The following is an 11,931-nucleotide window of genomic DNA, read 5'->3' as shown; positions in this document are numbered from 1 at the left end:
AGGATCAGATGAACGACGGAATCCTGGCCCATATGATGGCCGAACTCGATGCGGAGCTGGCGCGGGCGGAGCCGTCCTTGCCCGCCCATCCCGAACATACGCGTCAGACCGAGATCATGCGCGCTTTGGCCTTGGGGCTGGGGAACTTCGAGCGGATGCGGGCGCACGACGTGCATCTGCTCGCCGCCAGTCTGTCGCCGCGATCGGCCTGATCCGGCGTCAGGGTTTGCGCTTGAACGTGTCGCCGATCTCAGCGGCGTCCGGGCCGTCAGGTCCTGCGCTTTGGCGCTCGGCTTGACCGACCGCCTTCGTCGCCTTGTCAGTGGTCAAAGCGTCCGGCTTGCCGGCCGGATCGGCGCCGTTCTCTTCACGACCCTTGGTCTGTTCGCGGTCCATGGTGCTCTCCGTTGCTGGGAGAGGTAGCGCGATGGGGAGCTGCGCGTTCCGTCAGCCGGCCGTATTGACCTTCGCTACCACCGACATGCCCGGCGCCAGGCGCTCGGCGGCGGGCTGGTTCGGGTCGATGCGGATGCGGACCGGGATGCGCTGGGCCACCTTGGTGAAGTTGCCAGTGGCGTTGTCGGGACGAATGACGCTGAACTCCGATCCGGCGGCGGGGGCGATCCTTTCGACATGGCCGCGCAGGGTCTGTCCGCCCAGGGCGTCGACGGTGATCTCGACCGGCTGGCCGACGCGGATGTTCTTCATCTGCGTCTCCTTCATATTGGCCGTGACCCAGACCACGTCCGGGACCAGACCCATCAGCTGGGTGCCCGCGGTCACATACTGGCCCTGGCGCACGCCGATCTCGCCCAAACGGCCGGCGCGGGGGGCGACGATGCGGGTGTTGGCCAGGTCGATCTGAGCCAGACGCACGGCGGCCTGGGCGTTCTCGACGGCGGCGGCCAGGCTGTCGCGGCCGACGACGGCGGAGGTGACCCCGGTCTGGGCGATGCCCTCGGCGGCGCGGGCCTGGGCGACCTGGGCCTGGGCGCTGCGCAGGGCGGCTTCGGCGACGTCCACATTGGCCTGGGCGACCCAGCCGCCGGCCTTCAGGGTGCGGGCGCGGTTGGCGTCAGCCTGGGCCCGCGTCAGCGTGGCTTCGGCGGCGGCGATGGAGGCGCGCTGCTGGGCCACCGATCCGCGCGCCGACGCCTGGGTCTGGGCCGAGTTGGACAGGGCCGCCTGGGCTGAGTGCAGGCTGGCCTCGGCCTGCTCCAGCCGCTGGCGATAGATGCGGTCGTCCACCTGGGCCAGCAACTGCCCCTGTTGGACGGTCTGGAAGTCCTGGACCGGCGCCTGAACGACATAGCCGTTCACCTGCGGGCTGATGATCGTCACCTGGCCGCGCACATAGGCGTTGTCCGTGCGCTGGATCGCGCCCCGGAAGGGCGGCAACTGCCAGGCGTACAGCACCATCAGCACGCCCAGCAGGGCGACCCCGGCGGCGATGACGGTCCACATGACGTTCTTCTTCGGAGCAGGCGCAGGTGGAGCAGCGGCGGGCGCCTGCGGGGCGGAAGCGGCGGGTGCGGGCGAGGCGGCGTCGGTCATTGTGGGTCTCGGTTCAGTCGGCGGCGGCGACGGCGGCGCTCTGGACCGCAGCGTCTGCATTGTTGTTCTTGGCGTCGCGGCGCGCCTTCCAGCGTGGCCGCAGGTGGGTGACGGTCACCCAGGCGGAGCCCAGGGCCGCGATCACGGCGATGACCAGAAAGACGTCGTTGTAGGCCAGCACATTGGCCTGCTGCGTCACCTGTCGGCCCAGCAGGACGGCGCCTTCGGCGTTCGCCAGCGCGGGGTCCGTTATCGTCGAGGCATAGGCGCCCGACAGCTGGCGCAGCCGCAAGGCGACCTGCGGATCCAGCGCCGAAATCGCGGCCGCCAGCTGGTTGGAATGGTATTTCTCGCGGATGATCTGAAGCGTCCCGGTCAAGGCCGATCCCGCCAGACCGCCGACGTTCTGAAGCACGCTGAACATGACGATGAAGCTGATCAGGTTCTGCTTGCCCTGGGTCAGCACCTTGACGATGCCGATCATCAGGGCCGGGCCGATAAACATGGCCGAAGCGAAGGCGATCAGGGCCTGGCTGAAATACAGCTGCGCCGGGCGCGTCAGCACCGTCGAATGGCTGTCGATCCAGGCGCCGACCGCGATCAGCGCCAGGGCGATGGCGATCGGCTTGTTCAGCTTTTCCATGTTCAGGGTGAAGGCGCTGACCAGGGTGCCGGCGATCATCGACAGCAGAATGACGACGAACAGGCCGTGAAGCTGATCCGGCCCCAGGCCGACGACGGTCAGGAAGCCTACCGCGCCGGACGTCTGTTCCGACAGCACGATGCGGATCAGCAGGATCGCCCCGAACAGGCGCAGCAAATCCGGTCCGGTCAGCCAGCGGGTGTTGATCAGCGGGTTCTTGCGATTGTGTTCGACCAGGAAGGCGGCGGTCAGCAGGATGACGGACCCGATCAGGGCCCAGCCGATCCAGGCGGCCTGCGTCCACCAGACGATGCGCCCCAGGCCCAGGGCCGCACACAACAGGGCCACGCCTGGCGCAAACAGGGCGAAGGTCAAAAAGTCCAGCCGGTCGAACACCCGCAGCCGCTCTGACGGCGGCAGCTTGACCACCTGCACCGCCCCCCAGGCGACCAGGCATAGGCCCAGCTCGAACAGATAGAAGGCGCGCCAGTCGCCCAGCTGGAGCAGGCCGGGCATGACCAAGCGCGAAATCGGCACGGCGAAACTGGCCAGGCCGATGCCGATGATCAGCCCTTTTAGCCTATGCGCCGCCGGAAAGGCCTGGATGATGTAGAGAAAGCCCAGGCTGGAAAGGCCCGCGCCCGCCATGCCGGCGATGGCTCGGACCAGCAGGGTCGATTGATAGTTGTCGACGAACAGGTGAGCAGCGCAGACCAGCACGAACGCGCCCAGGAAAATCTGGGTGAACAGGCGCAGGCCGTACTGCATCCGGAACTTGACGAGGATCAGGTTCATGCAGGCGTTGGTCATGACGAAGATGACCGGCAGCCAGGCGGCCTCGGTGATCGTGATCCCCAGCGAGCCTTGCAGGTTCTGAATGTTGGCGGTGACGGCGGCGTTGCCCAGCGATCCGACCATGGCGACCAGCAGGCCGGTCAGGGCGTACTGGATCCGCATCGGCCAGGGGTGATCGGGTGTGGCGGGCGAGCCGGGCATCATCGGCCGCTCGTGCGGCTTCAGCGTCTCGACATACTGTTCCCAGGGCAGGTGCCAGTTGTTGCGGGCCATCAGCGCGGCCCTCCGCGGGGTCTCAGGCCGTCAAGTACAAGCGCGCGGGTGCGCAGCGATACAGCCTGGCGCTCGGCTTCGTCCGCGCCCTGAAAGCCGGCGCCCAGCAGGGTGGCGATCAGACGGATGTCCATCGGCCGCAGATCCTCCCTCACCAGGCCGGCGGCCTGGGCCCGCTTCAGCGGTGCGGCGCCCGCCTCCATCAAGCTCTGCCGCAACGGTGTAAGCGCATCTGGCGACCGCACGTTCCGCACAACGCCGGCCAGTCCCGCATTGCGCACCATGTCCTCGGCCAGCCGGTCCAGAAACCAGAAGAAGGCCTGCGGATCATCGCCCTGTTCGGCGGTGCGCCGACCCAGGTCCGCGACGTCGGCCTCCAGCACCGCCAGAGCCAGTTCCGTACGGTCGGAGAAGTGCCGATACAGGGTGCCGCGCCCAACCCCGGCCCGTTCGGCGATCAGATCCAGGGGCGCATCCAGCCCTTGGTCGGCGAAGACCGCGCGCGCGGCTTCCAGCACCGCCGCCCGGTTCAGAGCGGCGTCCTTGCGGACAGGTTTTTCGGCAGGGCGCGTCATGGTGAGGCGCGTAAATGGACACGACTGTCCGTTTTGCAAGGGGCGGCTAGAGCGCTTTTTCCAGCACCGCGAATTCCAGCTCGTGTCGGGGCGGATCGACGGGGAAGGGGCGGGTCTCGCCGGTGGGGGTGTAACCGCGTCGTTCGTACCAGGCGATCAATTCGGTTCGGCGGTGAATGACTGTCATCTCCATGCGGCGCGCACCGAACCGCGCGATCGCCTCGCTTTCGGCGGCCGAGAGCAGACGACGGCCGAGGCCGGACGCCTGAAAGGTCGGCTCGACCGTCAGCATGCCGAGATAGGCCAGGTCATCGCCGGCTCGGGCGACCTGGACGCAGCCGATCAGCGCGCCGTCGCGATGGGCCAGCAGGATGACCCGGTGGGGATCGGCGATCAGGGCCGACAGCTCCGCCGCGCTGGTGCGATCATCGAACAGCAGGTCGGCCTCGTGCGTCCAGCCGGCCTTGGCGGTGTCGCCGCGATAGGCGCGCTCGATCAGCGGATGCAGGGCGGCGACATCGGCTGGGGTCGCCGCCCGAAAGGCGATCCGGCTCAACGGCGAACGCCCAGCTCCGTCAGCAGGTGATCCATCCCATAGACGTCGCGCAGGGCCACCGTCACCGCCTGGGTGGTCACGATCACGCTGCGGTTGGTGCTGCGGTCATAGCCATAGGCGTTGCGCTGGGTCAGGACGGTGGAGTCGAAATTGGCCCCGATGATCTCGCCCCGGGCATTTACCGCGGGCGAGCCGGACGAACCGCCGATGGTGTCGGTCGAGACGGCCATGCCCATCACCGCGTTCGGATCGATCCGGTCCTTGGCGGCCATCAGCTTGGGCGCAACCTTGAACGGTTCGGCGCCGGTGGCGCGGTCCCACAGGCCGGCGAAGGTGGTGAAGGCGCCGAAGCGCTGGCCCGGCACGTCGGAGCCTTCGACCTTGCCATAGGTCAGGCGAAGGGTGCCGGTGGCGTCGGGATAGACGGCGTCGCCATAGGCGGCGAAGCGGGCGGCCGCCAGCTGTTCCGACGCGCGGTCGGTCGGGGCCTTGACCTTGTTCTCCCATTCGGTGCGAACGGCGCGGGCGTCGGCGTCGATCGACAGCACATACTGGATCATCGGATCGTCCGACGCCTGAACCGCCGCCAGGCCGCCGGTCCACAGGGCGCGACGCACGGCTGGATCGGCCAGTTTGGTGCCCGAGACGACGCGGGCCGACAGCTCTTCGGGGCTTTCCTTGCCGAGCAGGGTGCGAACATAGGGGCTGTCCACCGTCAGCCATTCGCGCGTCTTGGACAGCCACCATTCCAGCCGGATTTGCTCCAGCTCGGGATAGGTCGGCCGCTCGGCGAACAGACCGGATTCGACGCCCGGCAGGCGGCTGTCGGCGAACTCGGCCAGACGCTGGTCCGACGGCTTGGCCCGCTCCTGCGCGCCGCGCACAATGGCCTTGGCCCACTGGAACAGCTGCGATCCGCCGGCGACCGAGGTGGTGCCCAGGCCCGTGCCGCCTTCCAGCAGGGCGGTCGGCGCATAGAGTTCGCGCGCGATGGGCTGGACCGCTTCCAGCGCCCCCCACGGATCGGGACCATTGCCGTTGGCGGCGGTGTAGCGCTGCATGAAGTCGACCTCGGCCGCCGCCTTGGCCTGGATGAACTGGGCGTCGGTCAGGGCGCGCATCCGGCCAAGACCGCGCTTGTAGGTGTTCTCCACTCCGACGATCGGGTCCATGGCGATGAAGGCCTGGTCCTCGCCCTCTTCGGAATAGCGGATCAGACGGCCGCGCAGCTCCGAGGCGATCAACTGATCCAGCGGCAGAACCACGTCGCGGATGGTGGCCAGCTGGTCCATCGTCAGCAGGCGCTGGGTCGCGCCGGGATTGCCGGTGATGAAGACGGCCTCGCCCTCGGTCGGCTTGTCGGCGTTCCAGGCGAAGTGGATCGGTGTCTCGACCGGCTTGCCGTCCTCGTACAGGCGGATGAAGGCGGCATCGATGGCGAAGCGCGGGAAGGAGAAGTTGTCCAGATCGCCGCCGAAGGTCGCGGCGCGGTCTTCCGGCGCCCAGGCCAGGCGCACATCGCTGTATTTGCGGTATTTGTAGAGTTTGAACTGGCCGCCCCGGTACAGGCTGACGACCTGGCAGCGGATCTTGGGATCGGCTCCGCAGGCTTCGGTTTCGATCCGACCGGCCTCGGCCTCGCGGGCCTGGGTGAAGGCCTGACCTTCAAGCCCTTCGCCGGCCTTGTGCATCCGCTCTGTGACGTCGGAGATGTCGGTCAGGATCTCGGCCGTGGCGCCGGGGCATTTGCGCTCCTCCTCGCGCGTCCTGGGCGTAAAGCCGGTCTCGCCATATTGCTGCTGCGGCGTGGACAGGTTGGCGACGCAGGTGGCGACACAGTGGTTGTTGGTCATCACCAGACCCTGGCCCGACACCACGCCCGCCGAACAGCCGCCGAACTTCACCGACGATAGCCGCACCCGATCCAGGAAGGCTTGGTCGATATTGGTCCCCAGCGTCTGGTTGGCGCGGGCGATGGGGAAGTTGTCGTAGGTCCACATGCCTTCCTCGGCGCTGGCCGAGCTGGCGGCGACGAAAGCGAGAACGGCGGCGGAGGCGAGGAGAAGAGGGCGCATGGAAAACTCCTGATCCTTCTCCCCTCGGGGGAGAAGGTGAGCCCAGAGGGCTCGGATGAGGGGGCTCTGTCCGCATTCAAAATGGAAAAAGGGGGCCTGGGTCAACCAGCCCCCTCATCCGTCTCGCTTGCGCGAGCCACCTTCTCCCCCGCGGGGAGAAGGATTTTCAGCTTAGCGACGCACGCCCAGTTCGCGCAGCAGGCGCGGCTGGTTGTAGACGTTGCGCAGGGCCTCGGTGATGGCGGCGGTCGAGACCGTCACCGTGCGGTTCAGCTCGGGATCGTAACCGAAGCTGCCGCCCAGCGAGTGGATGTTGCCGTCGAAGGCGGCGCCGATGACTTCGCCCTTGGCGTTGATCACGGGCGAGCCCGAGTTGCCGCCGATGATGTCGTTGGTCGAGACGAAGTCATAGACGGTCGACTTGTTGACCTTGCCCTCTGCCGCCAGCCAGTCCTCGGCCGCATTGAACGGCTCGGCGCCGGTGTTGCGCTCATAAAGGCCGCCGATCTGGGTGAAGGGCTCGACCGTCACGCCGCGATAGGTCCAGCCCTTCACCTGGCCGTAGGACAGGCGCAGGCTGAAGGTCGCGTCGGGGTACAGGTTGGTCCCGTAAACCGCGAACCGGGCCTGGGCGATCTTTTCGCCGGCGCGGCTGGTCGGGCCGGACACCGCCGATTCCCACTGGGTGCGGACGGCCTGGGCCGCATCGTCGTTGGCCAGCACGAACTGGATCAGCGGGTCGCCCGAGGCGGCCAACTGTTCCGGCGTCATGGCCAGGGCCCGGGCGCGGAAGGCGGGATCGGCCAGACGCGTGCCGTCGACCAGACGCTCCGCGATCTGCTCGGGGCTTTCCTTGCCCAGCAGGGCCTTCACGTTCGCATTGTCGACCGTCAGATACTCGCGCGTCTTGGACAGCCAGAAGTCCAGGAAGATCTTTTCCAGATCGGTCGAGATCGGCGTCTCGGTCGCCAGGCGACGGCCCAGGGCGGCGATGTCGGCGTCGGAATAGCCGGCGCGACGTTCGGCGACCGGCTTGGCCCGTTCCTTGGAGGCGCGCACGATGGACTTGGCGTAGCTGTACAGTTGCGAACGCTGGCCGGCGGCGGCTTCAAGCTGGCGGTAGGGCAGATATAGGTCGCGCTGGGCGCTCGAGGCGCGTTCCAGATCGGCCCACGGATCGCCGATGCGTTGGGCCAGGGCCGGGTCGGCGGCGACGCGCTGGCGCAGCTCCTGCTCTTCACGACGCTTGGTGGCCATGAAGACCGGGTCGGTCAGGGCACCCTGCTGGCCGTAATAGACCTTGAAGCTGTTCTCCAGGCCGAAGATCGGATCGACCGAGACGCGCTTGGCCTCTTCGCCGGTGGTCGAATATTCCAGCAGGCGGCCGCGCAGTTCGGACGACTGGATCAGGGTGATCGGCAGTTGCTGGTCGCGCAGGACTTCGAGCTGGGCCATCGTCAGCAGACGCTGGGTCGAGCCGGGGTTGCCGGCGACGAAGGTGACGTCGCCTTCCTTGGGCGCATTGGCGTTCCAGGTCAGGTGGTTCGGCGTGGCGACCGGCTTGCCGTCCTCGTAGATGCGCAGGAAGCCGGCATCCAGGGCGTAGCGCGGGAAGTTGAAGTTGTCCGGGTCGCCGCCGAAGAAGGCCGCCTGGAACTCGGGCGCGAAGACCAGGCGCACGTCGTCGTACTTGCGGAACTTGTAGAGCTTGTACTGACCGCCGCGGTAGAAGCTGATGACCTGGCAGGTCAGCTTCTGATCGTCGCCGCAGGTCTCCTTCTGGATCTTGTCGATCTCGGCGGCGCGGGCCTGGACGAAGGCGGCGCCCTCAAGACCGGCGCCGGCGCCGGTCACGCGGTCGGTGACGTCGACGATGTCGGTCAGGATCTCGGCCGTCTGGCCGGGGCACTTCTTCTCTTCCTCACGGGTGGCGGGCATCCAGCCGTTCTTGACGTAGTCGTTCTGGGCCGTGGACAGGTCCTGAACGCACGAGACGACGCAGTGGTGATTGGTCAGCACCAGGCCTTCGCTCGACACCAGCGACGCCGAGCAGCCCTGCAGGCGGACGGCGGCGTTGCGCACGCGGTCCAGCCAGGCCTGATCGATGTTCGTGCCGTACTTCTCGTTCACCGTGGCGATGGGGAAGTTGTCGAAGGTCCACATGCCCTCGTCGGCGCGGGCGGAGGTCGCGGGCGCGGACAGGACGGCGGTGGCGGCGCCGAGCGCGGCCAGCGAGGCGGTGAGACGAAGCGAGGGCAAGGACATGAAGGCGTGTTTCCCGGAGCGTGGGACGGCCTGTCCCATCTGTTATGTTGTAACTAGCGCCGACGAAGGGGCGGCGCCAAGAGGCTGTAAGGCCCTTAATCCCCTGATTTCGAACCCGCAATGACAGCTCTTACAAGCCTTACCCCGATTTAACTTGGCGGTGAGGAGGCGCACGGTCAGATAGGTGCAAGTACCGGGGGTTTATCGACGACAATGTCGCTTGCGCTATCAACACTGCTGTTCGAGTGGCGCCGCTATATGGCGGCGGTCATGGCCCTGGCCCTGTCGGGGCTTCTGGTCCTGGCGATGACCGGCGTCTTCATCGGCATCGGCAAGGGGTTCACCGCGACCATCGAACGGTCGAACGCCGACATCTTCATCATGCAGCCAGGCGCCAAGAGCCTGATCGGCGGGCCGTCGGGCGTGCCGCGCCGTTTTATCCCCTTAGCCTACAATCACCCTGAGGTGGTCGAGGTCATGCCGCTGGACGGCGCTGGGGGCACCTTCCAGAACATCAAGGAAGTCGATCCGACCAAGAGCCAGGCGGACAATGCGTCGCAGGGCGCGCCGCGTCAGAAGTTCGTCCAGGCCAGCATCATCGATACCCGTCCCGGCTCGGTGACCATCCCGACCGACTATTCGCAGGAACTGGTCGATGCGTTGCGCCAACCCTACACCGTGGCGGTCGACGAGACGGCCCTGACGACCCTGGGCGTGAAGCTGGGCGACAAGGCGCTGTACAACGGTCAGACCGTCACGATCGTCGGGGTGACGCGCGGCTATCCGAATATGATGCAGCCGGGCGTGGTCATGTCGCGCGACACGCTGCGGATGCTGGGCCAGGCCGACACCGGCCCGCGCGTCGGTCCGCTGATGGTCAAGCTGCGCGATCCGGCCCGCGCGCCCGTCGTGGTGGCCCAGCTGAACGCCATGGGCAACGGTCAGTGGAAGGCCTGGACCAAGCAGCAACTGGCCGACGCCAACGCCGGCGCCATGTTCGAGGAAGGCATTCTGGTCATCATCATCGGCGGCTGCGTCGTGCTGGGGATCATCATCGGCGTGGCCATCACCTGGCAGACCCTGCGCGGCGCCATCATGGCCAATATCAAGGAGTTCGCCTCTCTGCGGGCCTTGGGCGTCAGCATGGGGGCCTTGCGTCGGATCGTGGTCGAGCTCAGCTTCTGGGTCGGCGTCGTCGGCGTCATCGCGGCCATCGTCCTGACCTGGCTCGTCTCGCTGCTGGCGATGATGGGGGCGGTGATCATCGCTCTGCCGCTGTCGCTGCTGATCGTCGTCGGCATCGGCCTGATCGCCATCGCTATGGTGTCCGGCCTGCTGTCGCTGGGCATCCTCAAGAACAGCCAACCGGCGGACCTGCTGCGATGAACGTTCATACAAAGGTTCACGGCAAGCACGGCGACTTCGCCATCGAGGCCAAAAGCCTGGTCAAGCGGTTCAAGTCCGGCAAGGCCTGGGTCGATGTGCTGAAGGGCGTCGATTTCGATGCGCGCCACGGCGATCTGACCATGGTCATGGGGCCCTCCGGCTCGGGCAAGTCCACCCTGATCGCAGCCCTGTCTGGCCTGCTGAAGCCCGAAGAGGGCCGGGTTGACGCGCTGGATGTCGACGATCTGTGGAAGCTGTCCTCGGGCCGGATCGACAAGTTCCGCCTGGATAACTGCGGCTTCATCTTCCAGGGCTTCAATCTGTTCCCGTCGCTAACGGCGTTGCAGCAGGTCGAGACGGTGCTGAAGTTCCAGGGGCTGACCGCGGGGCAGGCCAAGAAGCGCGCCACCATCGCCCTGGAAGAAGTCGGCCTGGGCCACCGTCTGCACCAGCGGCCGGCGGCTTTGTCGGGCGGTGAAAAGCAGCGCGTCGCCATCGCGCGCGCACTGGCCAAGGATCCCAAGATCCTGTTCGCGGACGAACCGACCTCCGCCCTGGACGGCGAAAACGGACAAGTGGTCATCAAGCTGCTTCGCCGCGCCGCCACCGAACACGGCGCGGCCGTCATCTGCGTGACCCACGATCCGCGCCTGGAGGCCTGGGCCGACAGGGTCATCCACATCGAGGACGGAAAGATCCTGGACGACCAGCGCCGCATCCCCGATCCGAACGCCATCCTGGCGTCCCACTAACCGACACGACGATTTCCCTTAGGACGACACGCCAATGCCCGGCTTTCTGAAGAAAAAACGCACCTGGATCGGCCTGCTGCTGGTGGTCGTGCTGGCGGTCGGCTTCATGCTGTTCCAGTCCGCCGCCAAGACCAAGAAGGCCGAGCAGGAGAAGGCGGCGGCGACCAAGGTCGACAGCCCCTATGCGGCCATCGCCAACGGCAAGGTCGACGTCGAGGGCGGCATCATCCAGATCGCGGCCCGTCGCGGCGGCATCGTCCGTGACGTTCTGGTTCAGGAAGGCGATCGCGTCGTCGCCGGTCAGATCCTGGCCCGTCAGGAAGACGACGAGGCGCGTCTGGCGGTACAGGCCGCCGCCGCCGCCGTCAGCCAGGCCGAAAGCCAGCTGACCCAGATCCGCGTCGACATCCGCACCGCTCAGCGCGAGCAGGAGCGTCTGCAACGACTGGTCGCCACCAACTTCGTCGCCGCCCAGCGCATGGACCAGGCCCAGGACGCCGTCGCCACCGCCCAGGCCCGTCTCGGGTCGCAGGTCGCCGCCGTCCAGACCGCGCGGGCACAGTTGGATCAGGCCCGCTACAATCAGGAACTGACGGTCATCCGCGCCCCGACCAGCGGCCGGATCGTACGCCGCTACGCCAACCCCGGCGCCGGCGCCTCGACCCTGAACGTCTCCAACATGTTCGACCTTGAGCCCGACGCGCCGCGCATCGTCCGTGCCGAGGTGGTCGAGAGCGACCTGCCGAACCTGACCGACGGCCAGGCCGTCGAAATCAGCCCCGAGGGCGACGCCAGCAAGGTCTATATCGGCGCCGTCATGCGTCGGGCCGCCGTGTTCGGCGCGCGCAAGCTGGCCTCTGACGACCCCTCGCAGCGCAGCGATGAGCGGGTGGTGGAAGTGGTCGCCTCGGCCGACGATGCGCCCCTGTTGATCGGACAGCGGGTGCTGGTCAAGTTCATGAAGCCGGGCGAGACCGCCGGGGCCAAACGCGCCGTCGCCGCCGGCGTCGGGCCGAACCAGGCCATGAAGACGAAATAAGACGTCGGATCAGCGGCC

At 67.2% G+C, this 11,931-nt stretch carries 11 protein-coding genes; 4 read left to right on the top strand and 7 right to left on the bottom strand.

Annotated elements, in window-relative coordinates; genetic code table 11:
* Positions 1-8: 8 nt before the first annotated feature.
* Positions 9-212: a hypothetical protein gene (locus tag LG306_RS14835; RefSeq protein ID WP_228763748.1), complete on the top strand. Its 204-nt coding sequence runs from the start codon at positions 9-11 to the stop codon at positions 210-212.
* Positions 213-219: 7 nt separating this feature from the next.
* On the opposite strand, the gene LG306_RS14830 is transcribed toward LG306_RS14835, so the two are convergent.
* From LG306_RS14830 to LG306_RS14800, 7 genes are all read right to left on the bottom strand, one after another.
* Complete coding sequence (locus tag LG306_RS14830) at positions 220-396, bottom strand: hypothetical protein (RefSeq protein ID WP_404416083.1); 177 nt, start codon at positions 394-396, stop codon at positions 220-222.
* Positions 397-447: 51 nt separating this feature from the next.
* The gene (locus LG306_RS14825; RefSeq protein WP_404416080.1) at positions 448-1,554 is read right to left on the bottom strand and encodes an HlyD family secretion protein; all 1,107 of its coding nucleotides are present in this window, start codon (positions 1,552-1,554) and stop codon (positions 448-450) included.
* A 13-nt stretch (positions 1,555-1,567) separates the two neighbouring features.
* On the bottom strand, positions 1,568-3,265 hold the full coding sequence (locus tag LG306_RS14820; protein WP_404416077.1) for an MFS transporter: 1,698 nt from the start codon (positions 3,263-3,265) through the stop codon (positions 1,568-1,570).
* Positions 3,265-3,840, bottom strand: coding sequence for a TetR/AcrR family transcriptional regulator (locus tag LG306_RS14815; protein ID WP_137722195.1), 576 nt, complete (start codon positions 3,838-3,840; stop codon positions 3,265-3,267). Before LG306_RS14815 ends, LG306_RS14820 begins: the two co-directional genes overlap by 1 nt.
* 46 nt (positions 3,841-3,886) lie before the next feature.
* Positions 3,887-4,396: a GNAT family N-acetyltransferase gene (locus LG306_RS14810; RefSeq protein ID WP_404416074.1), complete on the bottom strand. Its 510-nt coding sequence runs from the start codon at positions 4,394-4,396 to the stop codon at positions 3,887-3,889.
* Positions 4,393-6,471: a S46 family peptidase gene (locus tag LG306_RS14805; RefSeq protein WP_404416072.1), complete on the bottom strand. Its 2,079-nt coding sequence runs from the start codon at positions 6,469-6,471 to the stop codon at positions 4,393-4,395. Before LG306_RS14805 ends, LG306_RS14810 begins: the two co-directional genes overlap by 4 nt.
* Positions 6,472-6,642: 171 nt before the next feature.
* Positions 6,643-8,736 (bottom strand): S46 family peptidase, encoded by a 2,094-nt coding sequence (locus LG306_RS14800; protein ID WP_404416070.1) that lies wholly within the window; start codon positions 8,734-8,736, stop codon positions 6,643-6,645.
* A 213-nt stretch (positions 8,737-8,949) separates the two neighbouring features.
* Here LG306_RS14800 and LG306_RS14795 point away from each other — a divergent pair, with 213 nt between their 5' ends.
* Genes LG306_RS14795 through LG306_RS14785 form a run of 3 tightly spaced genes read left to right on the top strand, consistent with a single transcriptional unit; the run spans position 8,950 to position 11,913 of the window.
* On the top strand, positions 8,950-10,122 hold the full coding sequence (locus tag LG306_RS14795; protein WP_404416068.1) for an ABC transporter permease: 1,173 nt from the start codon (positions 8,950-8,952) through the stop codon (positions 10,120-10,122).
* Positions 10,119-10,874: an ABC transporter ATP-binding protein gene (locus tag LG306_RS14790; protein ID WP_017505116.1), complete on the top strand. Its 756-nt coding sequence runs from the start codon at positions 10,119-10,121 to the stop codon at positions 10,872-10,874. The genes LG306_RS14795 and LG306_RS14790 overlap by 4 nt, the downstream gene beginning before the upstream one ends.
* Positions 10,875-10,908: 34 nt before the next feature.
* On the top strand, positions 10,909-11,913 hold the full coding sequence (locus LG306_RS14785; protein ID WP_404416065.1) for an HlyD family secretion protein: 1,005 nt from the start codon (positions 10,909-10,911) through the stop codon (positions 11,911-11,913).
* Positions 11,914-11,931: the final 18 nt, after the last annotated feature.

This window comes from Brevundimonas vesicularis (genome assembly GCF_044807075.1).
GTDB lineage: Bacteria > Pseudomonadota > Alphaproteobacteria > Caulobacterales > Caulobacteraceae > Brevundimonas > Brevundimonas vesicularis_G.
This window is presented reverse-complemented; position numbering and strand designations above follow the sequence as displayed.